Here is a 15,056-nt window from a genome sequence, read left to right as displayed (position 1 = left end):
CAGTCATGCCCAACACACAGGCTCCCCACCCGGGTGCCCGGGATCATGGGAGGCAGCTCGGCGTGAATGATGGCCAGAGCAAGGCCCCGATTCTTGAGGTACGCGATCTCGAGGTGGAATTTGCCGTCGACGACGGCAAGATCAAGGTGCTCGATGGGGTTAGCTTCAAGGTGGCCCCGGGTCAGACCCTGGGGGTGGTCGGCGAGTCCGGCTGCGGCAAGAGCGTCACCTCGCTCGCCATCATGGGGCTGTTGCCCAAGCCCCATGGTCAGGTGGTGGCGGGTTCCATCCGTTTTCAGGGGGAAGATCTGCTCGCGTTGTCACCGGATCAGATGTACAAGGTGCGCGGCAACCGCATCTCGATGATCTTTCAGGAGCCGATGACGGCACTCAACCCGGTGCAGACGGTCGGCGATCAGCTGATGGAGGTGTTCCGCCTCCACCGTCCTGACTACAACAAGGCCCAGCGCAGGGAGGCGGCCATCGCCATGCTGCAGAAGGTGGGGATCCCCGAGCCTGCCCAGCGCTTTGCCGTCTATCCCCACAACCTCTCCGGCGGCATGCGCCAGCGGGTGATGATCGCCATGGCGCTCGCCTGCGAGCCGGCGCTGCTTATCTGCGACGAGCCGACCACGGCGCTGGATGTGACCATCCAGGCCCAGATCCTGGAACTGATGAAGGAGCTGCAGGCCCAGACCGGCATGGCCATCATCTTCATCACCCACGATCTCGGGGTGGTGGCGGAGCTGTGTGACGAGGTGGTGGTGATGTATGCGGGCCGGGCGGTGGAGCAGGCCGACGTGTTCGAGCTGTTTGACCACCCGCGCCATCCCTATACTCATGGTCTGATGAGCTCGATCCCGCGGCTCGAGGATGAGCCCAAGAGCCTGCTCAAGACCATCAAGGGGCAGGTGCCGGCCCTGCACGAGATGCCCGCCGGGTGCCGTTTCTCCAACCGTTGTCCCCATGCCACCGAGATCTGCGTGAGGGCCATTCCGGCTACTGAGCAGCTCGCCGAGCGGCACGGGGTGGCCTGCCACCACTGGAGGGAGCTAGCCGTATGAAGACGCTTTTATCGGTGCGCGACGTGAAGCAGCACTTCCAGCTGGGCGGCGGCTTGTTGCGCAAGAAGTACCACGTCTACGCGGTGGACGGCATCAGCTTCGATCTCAAGCAGGGGGAGACGCTGGGGCTGGTGGGCGAGTCCGGCTGTGGCAAGTCGACCCTGGGACGCACCCTGCTCAAGCTGTTCGAACCGACCGCTGGCACCATCACCTTCGAGGGGCGTGACATCACCCACCTCTCGCCCAAGGAGATGCGCTCCCTGCGCCAGGAGATGCAGATCGTGTTTCAGGATCCTGCAGAATCCCTCAACAGCCGCCACACGGTGGGGCAGATCCTGGAGGAGCCCTTCGTCATCCACGGCAAGGGCAACGCCGAACAGCGGCGGGTCTGGGTGCAGGAGCTGCTGGAGAAGGTGGGGCTGCCCGGCAGCGCGGTGGATCGCTATCCCCATGAGTTTTCGGGTGGTCAGCGCCAGCGCATCGGCATCGCCCGGGCCATCGCCCTCAAGCCCAAGCTGCTGGTCTGTGACGAGGCGGTGTCGGCGCTGGATGTATCGGTGCAGTCCCAGATAGTCAACCTGCTGCTCACCCTGCAGCGGGAGATGAACCTCGCCATCATCTTCATCGCCCACGACCTGTCGGTGGTCAAGCACATCTCGGATCGGATTGCGGTGATGTATCTGGGCCGGATCGTCGAACTGGCCGAGGCCCAGTCGCTCTACCTGGCGCCGCGTCACCCCTATACCCAGGCGCTCATCTCGGCCATTCCGGTGCCGGATCCGCGTCGGCGCAGCCAGCGCATCCTGCTGACCGGTGATGTGCCATCCCCCATCTCGCCGCCGAGCGGCTGCCACTTTCACCAGCGCTGCCCCTATGCCGGCGAGCTGTGCCGCACCCAGTCACCGAGTCTGCAGTCGTGCGACGGGGCCGGTCACCAGGTGGCCTGCCACACGCCGTTGCCGCTGGCCGAGGCGATCCCCCTGGGAAAGGCGGTATGATGCCGGTGCCCGCATCGCAGCAAGATGGCACGGGAAACAACGAATAAAAAATGGGGCCTGCGGGCCCCATCTTCATGGTTGGAGTTCAGGTTTGGCCGTGGGACATCTGGCCAGGGCAGGACAGCGCCCCCGAGAGGGGATGGCTGCTGTGTGGATTGCTGTTGTTTGTAATTTTACTACTTAAATGCCCGGTAACTCTTTCACGAAATTGGCCGCCAGCGGTATCAGGCGCCATAGCGGAAGTAGTAGTTGCGGGTTGACGGTGCATAGGTATCTTTCTCTGCCACGCCTTTCTTGCTGGTTACACCCTTCAGGTGGAACAGTACTGCCAGATTCTCAAACATATTTTCACCTCATCGCTCTGTCGTTGACTTGTTATCTGTGACCTGGGTCACGCTTTGATCCTATGGCCTTATGTGAGCTGGATCAACTTTTTGTGTTGTAAATTTACATAAATCATGGAAAGGGTTTTCAAATCCAGCGCTGCTTATGGAGACGGTTTCAGCAGGCACTCAGGTTGCGGTGCTGATGGCCAGGCTGACAGGCCTGGGTGAGTGGGAGATGGGGCAGAGCAGCAAAGCTGCAGATCTGTCTGGCGGTTTCTAGGGGAAGCACGCCAAAGGTTGGTGGGCGCAGGCAAAAAAATACCCCGCACCTGGCGGGGTATGTGGTGTGGCCGGTCGGCCTTGACCTGCGGGCTTATTTGGCCGGGATCTGTTCCAGCACGTGGACCAGCAGTTGCCAGAAGCGCTCGACCGCCGGGATGTGCACCTTCTCGCCCGGCGCGTGGGCGCCGCGGATGGTCGGGCCGAAGGAGACCATGTCCCACTCCGGGTAGGCGCTCTTGAACAGACCGCACTCGAGGCCCGCGTGGATCACCATGACGTTCGGCATCTCGCCGAACAGGGTCTGGTAGCTGTTCCGTACCAAGGCCATCACCGGGGAGTCCACGTTCGGTGCCCAGCCAGGGTAGGCGCCGGTAAACTCGCAGCTGGCGCCAGCCAGATTGAACAGGGAGCGGGTCATCTGCTCGACGCTCTCGCGACCGGAGTCGATGAGGGAGCGGATCAGGCACTGTACATACACTTCGCCATCCTGGGTCTTGATGACGCCCAGGTTGGTGGAGGTCTCGGTCACGCCCGGGATGGCATCGCTCATGCGGATGACGCCGTTCGGGCAGGCCATCAGGGAGTCCAGCAGGCGGGCCTGCAGGGACTCGCTCATCAGCTGGGCCGGTTTCTCCTGGGCGGTGAGCAGCACGGTCAGGTTGGCTTCGGTGGCAGCCAGCTCGCTCTGGTAGATGCCGGTATAACGGTCAACCAGGGCCTTGAATTCGTTGACGCTGGCGGCGGGCACCAGCAGCTTGGCACGGGCCTCGCGCGGGATGGCGTTGCGCAGGGTGCCACCGTGGATCTCGGCCAGGCGCAGGCCCAGCGGCTCGGCGGCCTTGAGCAGACGCACCAGCAGCTTGTTGGCGTTGCCGCGGCCGCGATGGATGTCGACCCCGGAGTGACCGCCGCGCAGCCCTTTTACTTGCAGCTCGAAACCTTCGCCTTCAGTGGCTGCAACCTGCTCCAGCGGGAAGCGGATATTGGCATCCACCCCGCCGGCGCAGCCCATGTAGACCTCGCCATCCTCTTCGGAGTCGGTGTTGAGCAGGATCTCGCCCTCCAGCCAGCCCGCTTCCAGACCGAAGGCGCCGGTCATGCCGGTCTCTTCGTCGGTGGTCAACAGCACTTCCAGCGGACCGTGTTTGATGCTCTTGTCGGCCAGCACGGCCAGGCAGCCGGCCATGCCCATGCCGTTGTCGGCACCCAGGGTAGTGCCGCGGGCGGTGACCCATTCACCGTCGATGTAGGCATCGATGGGATCCTTGGTGAAGTCGTGCTGGGTGTCGGCGTTGGCCTGGGGCACCATGTCGATGTGGGCCTGCAGCACCACCGCCTTGCGGTTTTCCATCCCCGGCGTGGCCGGTTTCTTGATGATGATGTTGCCGACGGCATCTTGCTTGACCGCCAGCCCTTCCCCTTCGGCCCACTGCATGATCCAGGCGCTCAGCTGGGCTTCGTGCTTGGAGGGGTGGGGGATGGAGCAGATCTGTTCGAAGAAGTGCCAAATCAGTTTGGGAGAGAGAGAGCTAAGCTGTGCCACGTCGGGACTCCTTACCAGCACGGAAAATGACAGAGCCCCGGCAGCGGGGCGAGGAAGAGGATAACGATAATACAGTCAATCACACAAAAATGTGAGCGATCAGCGCAAATTGCGGGCAGCTTGTGCTGTCAGGCGGGGGATTGGCAGCGAACTGCTCCGGTTGGGGCAAAATGAGCCAGCACAAAAGATTTTTTGTGATTCACATCACAAAAATATTGAGTTTATGGCGCCGACTGGTAAATTAACGACCGTGGTTCGCCACCCGTCAGGATGACGATGAATGCCTCCAGGGAACCGAAGCAAAGCAAGTGCGCCTCCATGGAACCGAGTGTCCGTTCAAGGATTTGAACCCGCATAAAGGTACGTAACTTGTTAAGCAATCAGGAGTTTATTATGTCAGGCAGCAATTCAACCTATTGGTTCGCCCAGTCTCTTTATACCCAGGGCTTCAGCTACCCGAACCCCTACGCCAACCGCCGTTGATGCGGGCCGTCAGCCAGGCTGACGACAGGCGTATCGAAAAAAGCAGGTGAGTGAGGAATCCATCCTCCCCCTGCTATTTTTTTATCTGCCGAGCGGCAAACCCCGCCGGGGAGAGGAAAAAGAGGGAGTCAGCCGGACTTGCTTCGATTTTTTTCCTGCATTTCGCATACGTTTGCCAGTCAATTTATCCGCAAACGATGGTATCATGCCCGCCCAACAGCCTGTCTGCGGTCCTGCCCCCTCTGCGACATGACCGCCAGCTCTGCCCATCCTGCTTCCATTGCATCTGTTTTCGCTGCCGAGGGTCTTCTCCCGAGGCGGCCGCGGTGCAAGCTGAATTTGGTAGACAGGCGGCCGACATTATCTGCTGCCGATTCACTACGGAGTCGGCATGTGATTTTAAGTAATTGTTTTGTATAACCATTTGAGATCGATAGCATGCCAAAAAAATTCTACGTGTCGTGGGACAACCTGCAACGTGAAGCGCGCCGTCTGGCCCGTCGTCAACTGCCTGTCAGCCAGTGGAAAGGGATCATTGCGGTCAGCCGTGGTGGCCTGGTTCCGGCGGCGCTGATGGCCCGTGAACTTGGCATCCGCAACGTCGAAACCCTCTGCATCTCCAGCTACGACCACAACAACCAGCGCGATCTGGTGGTGGTGAAGGCCGCCAGCACCGCGGGTGACGGCGAAGGCTGGCTGGTGGTGGAAGATCTGGTGGACACTGGCACAACTGCCAAGGTAATCCGCGAGCTCTACCCCAAGGCCAAATTCATCGCCATCTTCGCCAAGCCCATGGGCGAGCCGCTGCTGGATGATTTCGAAGTGGCCATCCCGCAGGACACCTGGATCGAACAGCCGTGGGACATGGCGCTGGAGTTCGCCACCCCCATCTGCGACGAAGAGTAAGCCGCAAAGCTGCTGCAAAGGGCCCCTGTATGGGGCCCTGTTTTTTTGTGGTGCAACTGGCTGCCCGGCGGCAAAAGTGGTTAAGATGGAGCCATTGCATGACAGAAATGAGTAACAGCTTTGGACTTGAACGACGACCTCAACCTGACCGAGCAGCTCTTTACCCGGGTCAAGAAGGTGCTGGAGACCTCCGAAGTCTCCAACTCCAGCCCGGTGGAGGAGCAGGATCACAATGTGGACGAGAGCTTCATCGACGGTTCCATGTCAACGCGCTGGTATCGTCTGCTGCGCCGGCCGACCTGGGCCTGGCAGGGAGCGGATCCGGTCGAGGTGGAGCAGACCCTGGCCCGCATCGCCATGGGGGAGGGCGAGCGTACCCACGAGCGCTTCCTCGACACCATCAAGGGTTATGTGCCCGGCAACTGGGTCTATGAGTGGAGCCAGCTGGCCGGCCGCTACTTCAACCGGGGTCGTGAGCTGGTGGCGCAGGGCGAGCGGGCCGCTGCCCTGAAAAGCCTGCTCAAGGCGGTGCGTTACTACTCCATTGCCAGTTATCCCCACCTGAAGAATGACGAGCTGGCGGATCAGGCCCAGTTGCTCGGCAACATGGCCTACCGCGAGGCGGGCCGCCTGTTCAAGGTGCCGCTCAAGGAGCTCCAGGTGCCGTTTCGCGGCAAGCACATTCAGGGCTACCTGCACCTGCCAACCACCGACAAGCCGGTGCCTTTGGTCATCGTCAGCGGCGGCATCGACTCGCTGCAGGTCGACTTCCTCAATCTCTATCTCAAGTGCCTGGAGCCCAACGGCATCGGCATGCTGTCGCTGGACATGCCGGGCATCGGTTATGCCGAGCACTGGCCGCTGGTGCAGGACACCAGCCGGCTCCATCAGGCGGTCTTGAACCATCTCTCCGAGGTGGCCTGGGTCGATCACCAGCGCATCGCCATGGTGGGATTCCGTCTGGCGGGCAATGTGGCGGCGCGCCTCGCCTTCATCGAGCCATTCAAGCTGCGGACCGTGGTCTGCATCGGCGCCGGCGTCAACCAGGTGTTTACCAATCATGAGATGTTCGCCCGCTGCCCCCGCATGATGCGGGACGGGCTGGCCAACCGCCTCGGCGCCGATGCGGCCGAGTGGGAGTCGCTGCGCACCAAGTGCCAGGTATTTTCACTCAAGACGCAAGGATTGCTGGGGACTCGCACATCCGTGCCGATATTGAGTATTGGACACAAGCGAGATTTCATTTGTCCCGAGCAGGATGTACGGGCATTGGCCTCCGCCAGCCGCAACGGCAAGGCGGTGGTGTTCGACAAACAACCCTTGCTGGAGGTGTACGACGAGGCGTTGAAAGAGATGGTCGACTGGCTCAAGAAGCACTTATGTACATGATATAGCGCTAAAACTTATCGTCATCCCAGGGTGACGTGGCTTGTTCAACAGGGAGGTTAACATGTCAGAAAGAGTGACCTACAAGCGACTGCTGAGGCAGTTTGCCGCGATTGGCCCCTATTTACGTGAGGACCTTTGTGAAGAGGGGCGTTACCGTTTCGACTGCCTTTCCGTCTGTGTCAGTGCCAAGCCGGCACCGGACAAACGGGAGTTCTGGGGCTGGTGGCTGGTGCTGGAGCAAGACGATCACAGCTTCAGCTACCACTATCAGGTCGGCTTCTACAATGCGGACGGGGAGTGGCTCGACAAGCCGTTGCCCAAGAAGCATCAGGTGGAAGTCGAACGCACCCTCAACCACTTCTACAAGCTCATCAGCGACAAGCTGCACCAACTTGGTTGCCAGCTCGCTCCCGCCGAGCAGGTCACCAACGAGCTGACCGTCACCGCCGCCTGATGACCCGCCGCCCCGCCAGCCCCCCATCGGCTGGCGGGGCATTTCTTTGCCGCGCTGCCGGTCCCGCCTGCCGGGCGGCGTTAATTGCCTTGCAGGGCAACAGGGCCGTGGGTATAAAGGGATTCCTTACATTTTAGCCTTTTTGCTCCCATGGAAAACAGAACCATAGTCGTCAAACTGGGCACCAGCGTGCTCACCGGGGGATCTTCCCAGCTCAATCGTGCCCACATGGTCGAGCTGGTCAGACAGTGTGCAGCCTTGCACCGTCACGGCCACAGGGTCGTGATGGTCACTTCGGGGGCCATCGCCGCCGGCCGTGAGCATCTGGGCCACCCTCCGTTGGCGCCAACCCTGCCCAACAAACAGATGCTGGCGGCGGTGGGCCAGACCCAGCTGATCCGGGTCTGGCAGGATCTGTTCAACCTCTATGGGCTGCATATCGGCCAGATGCTGCTGACCCGTGCCGATCTGGAGGACAGGGAGCGCTACCTCAATGCCCGCGACACCCTGCGCACCCTGCTCGATCACCGCATCATCCCGGTCATCAACGAAAACGACGCTGTGGCCACCGCCGAGATCAAGGTGGGGGACAACGACAACCTCTCCGCTCGCGCCGCCATCCTGGCCGATGCGGATCTGCTGATCCTGCTTACCGACCAGAAGGGGCTCTTCACCGCCGATCCGCGCACCAATCCGGATGCCCAGCTCATCGAAGAGGTACAGACCATAGACGACACCCTGCGCAAGCTGGCGGGTGACAGCGTCAGCGGGCTCGGCACCGGTGGCATGGCCACCAAGCTGCAGGCGGCCGACGTGGCGCGCCGCGCCGGGGTCAACGTGGTGATCGCTACCGGCCAGATGCCGGAGGTGGTGGGGCGTCTTGCCAGGGGCGAGCGCATCGGCACCCTGTTCCCGGCGCTGGCTTCTCCGCTGGAAGGGCGCAAGAGCTGGATCCTGGCAGGGCCACCCCCTCATGGCGAAGTGCAGGTGGATCAGGGGGCCGTGGCCGCCATGCAGGAGAAGGGCTCCAGCCTGCTGCCCAAGGGCATAGTGGCGGTGAAGGGGGATTTCGTGCGCGGCGACGTAGTGCGCATTCTCGATCCCAAGGGGGCCGAGCTGGCGCGCGGCATCTGCCGTTACAATCATCTGGAGCTGGATAAACTGCGCGGCGTCCATTCGGACAACATCGAACAGGTGCTGGGCTACGGCTACGGCGCCGTTGCGATCCACCGCGACGACATGGTGCTGCTGTGAGGCGTCAGCCGCGGCAGAGCATGGGCAGCGGCACACCAGGATAAGAGAGGCGCCGCCATCAGGCGGCCCCGCAAGAACCAAAGGGAAGAGAGATGAGTCTGGAGAAAATGGGGCAGGCAGCCCGCGAAGCGGCCTATCAGCTGGCCACCGTCAGCACGGCGCAGAAGAATCGGGCGCTGGCCGCCATCGCCGACGAGCTGGAGGCGCGCAGCCACCAGATCCTGGCCGCCAACGAGAAAGACATCGCCGCCGGGCGCGAGGCGGGCCTCTCCGAGGCCATGTTGGATCGGCTATTGCTCAACCCGGCCCGACTGGCCGGTATCGTGGCGGACGTGCGCAAGGTGATCACCCTGGATGATCCGGTCGGGGCCGAAATCGACAGCCGGGTGCTGGAGAACGGCCTGCGTCTCTCCCGCCGCCGGGTGCCCATCGGGGTCATCGGCGTCATCTACGAGGCGCGCCCCAACGTTACCATCGACATCGCCAGCCTCTGCCTCAAGACCGGCAACGCCAGCATACTGCGCGGCGGCCGCGAGACCTTCCACTCCAACCTGGAGCTGGTGCGGGTGATCCAGCGCGCGCTGGCGGCCTCCGGCCTGCCCGAGGCGGCGGTGCAGTACATCGACAACCCGGACCGGGCCCTGGTGGGTGAGCTGCTGCGCCTCGACCGCTACGTGGACATGATCATCCCCCGCGGCGGTGCCGGCCTGCACAAGATGTGCAAGGAGAACAGCTCCATTCCGGTGATCATCGGCGGATTTGGCATCAGCCACATCTTCGTCGACGAGAGCGCCGATCTGGCCCGGGCCTTGCCCCTCATCGACAATGCCAAGGTGCAGCGCCCCTCCGCCTGCAACGCCCTCGACACCCTGCTGGTGCACGAGAAGGTGGCGCCGGCCCTGTTGCCGCAACTGGTGACTCTGATGAACGAGCGCAAGGTGGCCCTGGTGGCCACGCCGGAGGCCATGCCGCTGCTGGCGGGCGCCGACAGCCTGCGTGCCGCCGGCCCGGAAGACTTCGATACCGAGTGGCTCTCGCTGACCCTGGGGATCAAGCTGGTGGCGGACGTGAATGAGGCGCTGGCCCATATGCGCGAGCACAATGCCGGTCACTCCGATGCCATCCTCACCAACGATCTGGCCAATGCCGAGCGTTTCGTCAACGGCGCCGGTTCGGCGGCTGTCTACGTCAACGCCTCCACCCGTTTCACCGATGGCGGCCAGTTTGGTCTCGGCGCCGAGGTGGCGGTATCGACCCAGATGCTGCACGCTCGTGGCCCCATGGGGCTGACCGAGCTCACCAGCTACAAATGGGTGGGATTGGCGGATTATCTGAGCCGCGCCTGAGCCCCCTTTTTGCCCTGTGTGAAAATGCCGACTCTGGTCGGCATTTTTTTGCTTTTTTCTTGCGGGCTATCAGGGGCTTGCATATAACTATCCAGCAGGGTGTGGCGATATTTTGCACACTTTGCTAGCAACAAAAACGGGAGCAGATTCAAGGATGAAGCAGACAGATTGGATAAAGCGCTGGGGAGCGCTGTGGCTGAGCGTGCCACTGTTGCTGGGGGCGCTCTGTTTCAGCAGCAGCAGCCACGCCAGCTGGGATCAGGATCTCTATCGCCAGCTGGGGCTGGCCGGCAAGCTCGACAAACAGGTGTTTCGCAAGGCTCTCAGCAGTTACCAGAGTGTGCGCCACAAGCGCAAACCCATTCTCACCATCATCGACTACAGCAAACCCTCAACCCAGCGCCGCTTGTTTGTCATCGACGTGAAACGCCACAAGCTGCTCTATCACACCTGGGTCAGCCATGGCCGCAATTCGGGTGAGCGGGACGCCCGCCAGTTTTCCAACCAGTTCAACTCCATGAAGAGTTCGCTCGGGGTCTATCGCACCGCCGAAACCTATCAGGGCAAGCACGGCTATTCGCTGCGCCTCGACGGCCTGAGCCCGGGCCAGAACAGCAATGCCCGCAAGCGGGCCATCGTCGTGCACGGCGCCGACTATGCGAGTCCCCGTTATCTGCTCAAATATGACAAGCTGGGGCGCAGCTGGGGTTGCCCGGCGCTGCCCAAGGAGCAGTCCAGGGCCATCATCGACGTAATCAAGGGGGGCAGCGTCATCTACGCTCACGGCTGAGGCTTGCCTTAGAGCCAAAAAAGAAGGCCAGCATATGCTGGCCTTTTTGTTTCGGGTGATGGATTACTTGCGCACCACCAGCACGGGGCAGGGGGCGTGACGGACCACGGATTCGGCGACGCTGCCCACCAGCAGGTGGCTGATGCCGGAGCGGCCGTGGCTGCCCATCACCACCAGATCGGCCTTCTCTTCTTTGGCCTGCACGACGATCTCGTCGGCGGCGCGGCCGAAGCGTACCTCGAAGGTGGCCGGAATGGGCAGGCTGGCGATCAGCTCCTTCATCTGGCTCTTGGCCTGACGCTCCATCTCGTGGGTGATCTCGATGGCGGTCATGTGCAGGATCTTGTAGCTGTCGAAGCCGTGCAGCTGGTCCACCACGTGAACCAGTTTGAGTTCGGCCTGATGGCTCTGGGCCATGAATACGGCATAGTCGAGCACGGCTTGCGACATCTGGGAAAAATCGACCGGGCAGAGCAGGGTTTTGATGGATGGCATATGAAGGCTCCCCTATGGTTGGGTTACTAATGAATCTCATTGTCAATAATACCCATTCGGTCGGCAATAACCCTCGACTCGCTCGCAAAACCGGTAAAAAGTGGTGCTTTGCCGACGGATCTTCATATCATGGGATATGGCCTGTGCACCCTTGCCAGATAGGCCGGCTCGATGGGTGACAGCGTTCGCCTCCGGAGAAATAGTCAAGACATGGTTCGTTTGCTGCTTTCATGGGTATTGCTGCTGCTCTGCTGGCCCGGTCGGGCCGATCCCCTCAATGTCTATTGCGATGACTGGCCGGGTTTTTGCCAGCGGGATGGGCGTGGCATCTATCTGGACATAGTGCGCGCCATCTACCAGCCCAATGGCTACGAGGTCATCCCCCGCATCGTGCCCTACAAGCGGGCGCTGGCGGTGATCGCCCAGCAGGGGGGCGACATGGCGATGGGAGTCTACCGGGATGAGGTGAGTGGCGTGCTGCAGCCCCGTTATCCCGCCTCGGCCGATGACCTGACGGTGCTGATGCTCAAGAAGTGGCAGCCCCAGTGGCTGGGCGAGTCGAGCCTCAAGGGGCAGGGGGTGGTGTGGCTGCGGGGCTGGGCCTTTGACAAGTACATCCCGGTCTCCATGCGCTGGCACGAGATAGACAGCCACGACATGGCGCTGCAACTGCTGGCCAAGGAGCGCTACCGTTACTATCTGACTGCCGGGGTGCTCTACTCGGAGGACTCCATTCCTGCCAACATGCATCGTACCTTCCTGCGCTGGATCCCGACCTACCCCATCTTTGCCGACACCGAGAAGGGGCACACCCTGCAGCAGCTCTGGGATCAGGGCATGGTCAACCTGGTGCGGCACGGCACCCTGGCCGAAATCTACCGACGCTATCGGTTGCACGACTACTACCGCGGTTTTATCGAAGAGCAGGAGCAGCGGCTAAAGCCTGGCAACTAAAACGCCCTGCGTCGGGGAGGGCTGGTTACCTGTTCAGGAACTTTTCTGTCAGCTTGCCGAGTTGCCGCGCAGCTGCTTGGCTAGTCGATCGTAGAGGACCACATTGACCGAGGCGGCCAGATTCATGCAACCGTGCGTCGGTACGTAGATCACCTCTTTCACCGCCTTGAAGCGGGCCGGCTCCAGGGTGCCGTCTTCGGGGCCGAAGATGTAGAAGGCGCGCGCCGGGTGTACATAGTCCGGCAGCGAAGTGGCTCCCTCGATCAGATCCACCAGCACCGGGGTGCAGCCGTCCGGCACCATGGCCATCAGATCGTCGACACCGAGCAGGGGGATCTGCTCCACCATCTGCTTGGTGTCGGTGACGAAACGGCGCGCCAGCTCGAAGCGGGTCCCCGTGTAGTAGACCTCATCCGCCCCATAGCAGCCGGCGGCCCGCATCACGGCCCCCACGTTCTCCGGTGACTTGGGGTTGACCAGCCCGATGCAGCAATAGCCTGCGTCGCCATGCGGTGCTGACTCATCCCCCTGTGGTGGCAGGCATTCGTGATCTGACTCTCTCATCTCGCTCTCCTCTGTGGCGGCCGCATTATAAGCCGCACTCGCCGTCAGGCGCAGGAAAAGTGACGCACGATGGCCGAGCGTCGCTTGCAGCCATCCGCCGAGTTTTTGTGCGCAAGCCGACAATTTTTGCACGAGGTGATGGCGGGTAAACGTTTTTCGGAAATAATAGACAAACGTTTGTAACTGGATGTTTGTCTATGACGGAACGTGAGCAAGAGATCCTCGCCCTACTGCGCCAGGATCCCATGATTGCCCAGCAGGAGCTGGCGGACAGGCTCGGCATCAGCCGTTCGGCGTTGGCGAGCCACATCTCCAGCCTGATGCGTCAGGGCTATGTGCAGGGGCGCGGCTATGTGCTGCGGGAAGGGCCCTACGCCGTGGTGATCGGCGGTGCCAACATGGATATCTGCGGCTGCAGCCACGACAACCTGCGCATCGGCGACTCCAACCCGGGCCGGGTGCGCACCTCCGCCGGTGGGGTGGGGCGCAACATCGCCGAGAACCTGGCGAGGCTCGGCACCGACACCCGGCTGCTGACCGCGGTGGGCAACGATCAGTACGGCCACCACCTGCTGGAGGTGAGCCAGCGCGCTGGCGTCGACGTGCGTCAGGTGCTGGTGCTGGACGGTCAGGCCACTTCCTGTTACCTCAGCCTGCACGATGGCAGCGGCGAAATGAGCTGCGCCGTCAACGACATGGGGATCATCGACCAGCTCACACCGGCCCGGCTCGCCCCCCTGAGCGGCTTTCTCGGGGCTGCCCGGCTCTGGCTGCTCGACACCAACCTCGCCACCCACACCCTCGACTGGTTGTTCGAGCGTCAGGGGGAGCACACCATCTTCGTGGACACCGTCTCGGTGGCCAAGGTGGAGAAGATCCGCCCCTGGCTGCACCGCATCCACACCCTCAAACCGAATCGCAGCGAGGCGGAGCAGCTGTGCGGCTTGCGCATCGCCGGGCCCGACACCTGGCCCATGGCGGCGGCCTGGTTCCACCGCGCCGGGGTGCAGCGGCTGTTCCTGAGCCTCGGCGATCAGGGGATCTTTTATAGCGACGGGGAGTGCCAGGGCCATCTGTCCGTGCTCGGCAGCCCGGTCGTCAACGTGACCGGCGGCGGCGATGCCTTCATGGCAGGGCTGGCCCACGCCTGGTTGCAGGAGCAGGACATCGTCGAGACCACCCGTTTCGCCCTCGGCTGCGCCGCCCTTACCGTCAATTGTCCCGATACCGTCTTTTCCGGCCTATCCAAGGCCGCCGTTGAACGCATGCTGGAGGAGTACCCATGTTGAACGCTTACCTCGATATCCAACCGGTCGTCGCCGAAGCCCTGGCCGCCGGCAAGCCTGTGGTGGCCCTGGAGTCCACCATCATCTCCCACGGCATGCCCTATCCACAGAACGTGGAGACGGCGCGCCAGGTGGAGCAGGTGGTGCGGGACAACGGCGCCGTGCCGGCCACCATCGCCATCATCGATGGCCGCCTCAAGGTGGGTCTGGATGAGGGGGCGCTGGAGGCGCTGGGTCGGGCCGGCCACGCCGCCACCAAGTGCAGCCGCCGCGACATCCCCTTCGTGCTGGCCAACAAGGGGCTGGGGGCGACCACGGTTGCCTCCACTATGATCATTGCCGCCATGGCCGGGATCCGGGTGTTTGCCACCGGCGGTATCGGCGGCGTGCATCGCGGCGCCCAGGAGACCTTCGACATCTCCGCCGACCTGCAGGAATTTGCCCAGACCCCGGTGGCCGTGGTCTGCGCCGGCGCCAAGTCGATCCTCGATATCGGTCTGACCCTGGAGTACCTGGAGACCCAGGGGGTGCCGGTGATCGGCTACCAGACCGAGGAGCTGCCCGCCTTCTACACCCGCGAGAGCGGCTTCAAGGTGGATTACCGCCTCGAGAGCCCGGCGGCCATCGCCGAGGCGCTGCGCCTCAAGTGGGAGCTGGGGCTGGCCGGCGGCGCCGTGGTGGCCAACCCCATTCCGGCCCAGTTTGCCATGCCCAAGGCCGACATCGATGCCGCCATTGCCCAGGCACTGCGGGAGGCGGACGAGCAGGGAGTGAAGGGCAAGGCGTCCACCCCCTTCCTGCTGGCCCGGGTGTGCGAGCTGACCGGCGGCAACTCCCTGGCGGCCAACATCCAGCTGGTGCTGAACAACGCGGCGCTGGGGGCGCGCATCGCAGCCAGCTTGTAATGCGATGCGACGAATGA

The 15,056-nt window shown here is 62.5% G+C and carries 13 protein-coding genes and 1 pseudogene; 11 read left to right on the top strand and 3 right to left on the bottom strand.

The annotated features are described in order from the left end of the window. The first annotated feature begins 5 nt into the window (after positions 1-5). On the top strand, positions 6-1,064 hold the full coding sequence (locus tag I6L38_RS14605; protein WP_124249674.1) for an ABC transporter ATP-binding protein: 1,059 nt from the start codon (positions 6-8) through the stop codon (positions 1,062-1,064). Next, a complete protein-coding gene (locus I6L38_RS14600; protein ID WP_017781039.1) occupies positions 1,061-2,062 on the top strand; it encodes an ABC transporter ATP-binding protein in 1,002 nt (333 codons plus the stop codon). Before I6L38_RS14605 ends, I6L38_RS14600 begins: the two co-directional genes overlap by 4 nt. A gap of 699 nt (positions 2,063-2,761) precedes the next feature. Here the strand turns inward: I6L38_RS14600 and I6L38_RS14595 are convergent. Next, entirely contained in the window at positions 2,762-4,213 is a 1,452-nt protein-coding gene (locus I6L38_RS14595) for an aminoacyl-histidine dipeptidase (RefSeq protein ID WP_208201348.1), read from the bottom strand. A gap of 921 nt (positions 4,214-5,134) precedes the next feature. Between I6L38_RS14595 and gpt the strand changes: the two genes are divergently transcribed. The 6 genes and pseudogenes from gpt (at position 5,135) to I6L38_RS14565 (ending at position 10,835) form a co-directional block, all read left to right on the top strand. Then, positions 5,135-5,602: a xanthine phosphoribosyltransferase gene (gene gpt, locus I6L38_RS14590; RefSeq protein WP_005297888.1), complete on the top strand. Its 468-nt coding sequence runs from the start codon at positions 5,135-5,137 to the stop codon at positions 5,600-5,602. Positions 5,603-5,722: 120 nt separating this feature from the next. Continuing rightward, a complete protein-coding gene (gene frsA / locus I6L38_RS14585; protein WP_017781463.1) occupies positions 5,723-6,991 on the top strand; it encodes an esterase FrsA in 1,269 nt (422 codons plus the stop codon). Positions 6,992-7,052: 61 nt separating this feature from the next. Continuing rightward, on the top strand, positions 7,053-7,445 hold the full coding sequence (crl, locus tag I6L38_RS14580) for a sigma factor-binding protein Crl (protein WP_005297893.1): 393 nt from the start codon (positions 7,053-7,055) through the stop codon (positions 7,443-7,445). Between the two features lie 150 nt (positions 7,446-7,595). Continuing rightward, a complete protein-coding gene (proB, locus tag I6L38_RS14575) occupies positions 7,596-8,699 on the top strand; it encodes a glutamate 5-kinase (protein ID WP_005297894.1) in 1,104 nt (367 codons plus the stop codon). An 89-nt stretch (positions 8,700-8,788) separates the two neighbouring features. Then, positions 8,789-10,045: pseudogene (locus I6L38_RS14570) on the top strand (glutamate-5-semialdehyde dehydrogenase); the annotation flags it as partial. Positions 10,046-10,199: 154 nt separating this feature from the next. Further along, complete coding sequence (locus I6L38_RS14565) at positions 10,200-10,835, top strand: murein L,D-transpeptidase catalytic domain family protein (RefSeq protein ID WP_216988673.1); 636 nt, start codon at positions 10,200-10,202, stop codon at positions 10,833-10,835. Between the two features lie 63 nt (positions 10,836-10,898). Here I6L38_RS14565 and I6L38_RS14560 read toward each other — a convergent pair whose 3' ends face one another. Further along, positions 10,899-11,330, bottom strand: a complete 432-nt coding sequence (locus tag I6L38_RS14560; RefSeq protein WP_005297901.1) for a universal stress protein — start codon at positions 11,328-11,330, stop codon at positions 10,899-10,901. Between the two features lie 210 nt (positions 11,331-11,540). Here I6L38_RS14560 and I6L38_RS14555 point away from each other — a divergent pair, with 210 nt between their 5' ends. Further along, a complete protein-coding gene (locus I6L38_RS14555; protein WP_029306202.1) occupies positions 11,541-12,284 on the top strand; it encodes a hypothetical protein in 744 nt (247 codons plus the stop codon). A 48-nt stretch (positions 12,285-12,332) separates the two neighbouring features. Here the strand turns inward: I6L38_RS14555 and I6L38_RS14550 are convergent, their stop codons facing one another. Beyond that, positions 12,333-12,848, bottom strand: coding sequence for an RNA methyltransferase (locus tag I6L38_RS14550; protein ID WP_043170328.1), 516 nt, complete (start codon positions 12,846-12,848; stop codon positions 12,333-12,335). A gap of 197 nt (positions 12,849-13,045) precedes the next feature. On the opposite strand from I6L38_RS14550, the gene I6L38_RS14545 reads away from it, so the two are divergent. Then, positions 13,046-14,137 carry a PfkB family carbohydrate kinase gene (locus I6L38_RS14545; RefSeq protein WP_024941444.1) on the top strand — a complete coding sequence of 364 codons (1,092 nt, stop codon included), beginning with the start codon at positions 13,046-13,048 and terminating at the stop codon, positions 14,135-14,137. Then, complete coding sequence (locus I6L38_RS14540) at positions 14,131-15,039, top strand: pseudouridine-5'-phosphate glycosidase (protein WP_005297912.1); 909 nt, start codon at positions 14,131-14,133, stop codon at positions 15,037-15,039. The genes I6L38_RS14545 and I6L38_RS14540 overlap by 7 nt, the downstream gene beginning before the upstream one ends. The last annotated feature ends 17 nt before the right edge of the window (positions 15,040-15,056 follow it).

This window comes from Aeromonas sp. FDAARGOS 1408 (assembly GCF_019048665.1).
Classification (GTDB): Bacteria; Pseudomonadota; Gammaproteobacteria; order Enterobacterales; family Aeromonadaceae; genus Aeromonas; species Aeromonas dhakensis.
The sequence above is the reverse complement of the archived record's forward strand: the minus strand, read 5'-3'. Positions and strand labels throughout refer to the sequence as shown.

Bases quoted from the DNA above. Each gene is read 5' to 3' on its own strand.
- I6L38_RS14600 (WP_017781039.1), top strand. From the start codon at position 1,061: ATGAAGACGCTTTTATCGGTGCGCGACGTGAAGCAGCACTTCCAGCTG.
- I6L38_RS14605 (WP_124249674.1), top strand. From the start codon at position 6: ATGCCCAACACACAGGCTCCCCACCCGGGTGCCCGGGATCATGGGAGG.
- proB (WP_005297894.1), top strand. From the start codon at position 7,596: ATGGAAAACAGAACCATAGTCGTCAAACTGGGCACCAGCGTGCTCACC.
- I6L38_RS14550 (WP_043170328.1), bottom strand. From the start codon at position 12,848: ATGAGAGAGTCAGATCACGAATGCCTGCCACCACAGGGGGATGAGTCA.
- I6L38_RS14545 (WP_024941444.1), top strand. From the start codon at position 13,046: ATGACGGAACGTGAGCAAGAGATCCTCGCCCTACTGCGCCAGGATCCC.
- I6L38_RS14565 (WP_216988673.1), top strand. From the start codon at position 10,200: ATGAAGCAGACAGATTGGATAAAGCGCTGGGGAGCGCTGTGGCTGAGC.
- I6L38_RS14540 (WP_005297912.1), top strand. From the start codon at position 14,131: ATGTTGAACGCTTACCTCGATATCCAACCGGTCGTCGCCGAAGCCCTG.
- gpt (WP_005297888.1), top strand. From the start codon at position 5,135: ATGCCAAAAAAATTCTACGTGTCGTGGGACAACCTGCAACGTGAAGCG.
- I6L38_RS14555 (WP_029306202.1), top strand. From the start codon at position 11,541: ATGGTTCGTTTGCTGCTTTCATGGGTATTGCTGCTGCTCTGCTGGCCC.
- I6L38_RS14560 (WP_005297901.1), bottom strand. From the start codon at position 11,330: ATGCCATCCATCAAAACCCTGCTCTGCCCGGTCGATTTTTCCCAGATG.
- crl (WP_005297893.1), top strand. From the start codon at position 7,053: ATGTCAGAAAGAGTGACCTACAAGCGACTGCTGAGGCAGTTTGCCGCG.